We start from the raw sequence: 1,094 nt of genomic DNA, 5'->3' as shown, positions 1-1,094 counted from the left end.
TCGGGAAATATCCATGTCCACATCGTAATCGGCAGCATCCGAACACGAGAGGTGGAACGCAAGCCCTATATGCAGAAACCCCGCGACTGGCTAGAAGGCATGAAGCACTCCAGCACAGCCCAGACCATGCGGCACCTGCGTGTCGCAGTCATGGAAATGTGTCAGGATGCCAAGCTGTACCAGATCGACCTGCTCAGCTCGAAAAAGCGTGTGAGCGAAGCTGAGTATTGGGCAAGGCGGCGCGGGCAGCAGAAACTCGACCTTGCAAACGCAGCCCTCACCGCAGCTGGACAGCCGCCCCAGCAGAAGAAGTTTGAAACCGCAAAGGAAACCTTGCGGAAACAGATCTCGGATGTGCTGGACACCGCAATGAGCTTTGAAGATTTCTCGGACAGGCTCTTGCAGCAGTACGGAATCACGGTCAAGGAAAGCCGTGGTCGGCTCAGCTATCTGCCTGCCGGAAGGACAAAGTTCATCCGGGCGCACAGCATCGGTGACAAGTTCGATAAGGCGGCAGTGCTTGCCACGTTGCAGGCAAACGCCGAACGCGAACCCAAGGCGCAGTTCAAGCAGGATACCATCGGGAAACTGATCGACATCCAGTCGAAAATGACCGAAGGCAAGGGCATTGGCTATAAGCGTTGGCTCACGAAACACAATCTCAAAGTTATGGCACAGACCGTGAAGCTTCTGCAGGAAAAGAACTTGACCGACGAGGACGCCCTGAACCAGCGCATCGCTGAACTGGAAACCAAGTATCACGACGCACTGGCGGTGGTGAAAGACCTCGAAGGTCGCATGAAAACCAACAAAGAGCTGCGCTATCACGTCGCAGCCTATGCCAGCACCAAGACAATCGCACAGCAGTTAAAGACTGCCAAACGACCCGCAGCCTTTGAGGAGCAGCACCGTGCAGAGCTGACAGCATACCGGGCAGCAGCAGCCTATTTCAAGGCAAATGACCTCACCAAGCTGCCCAGCCCGAAAAAGCTGGAAGCCGAGTATGCGCAGCTTGCCTCCGAAAAGGCAAAGTTCTACGAGCAGTACAAGGAAGCTAAAGAGGAACTGCTCAAACTGAAAACCGCAAAGCAGAA

1 protein-coding gene is annotated in these 1,094 nt (G+C 54.8%); it reads left to right on the top strand.

The genetic code is table 11. From position 1 onward, the window contains the following. A partial coding sequence (locus tag AAAU26_RS00740) for a relaxase family protein (protein WP_349180871.1) occupies positions 1-1,094 on the top strand: 1,094 nt, incomplete at both ends.

This window comes from Faecalibacterium longum, from assembly GCF_040094125.1.
Classification (GTDB): domain Bacteria; phylum Bacillota; class Clostridia; order Oscillospirales; family Ruminococcaceae; genus Faecalibacterium; species Faecalibacterium longum.
This window is presented reverse-complemented; position numbering and strand designations above follow the sequence as displayed.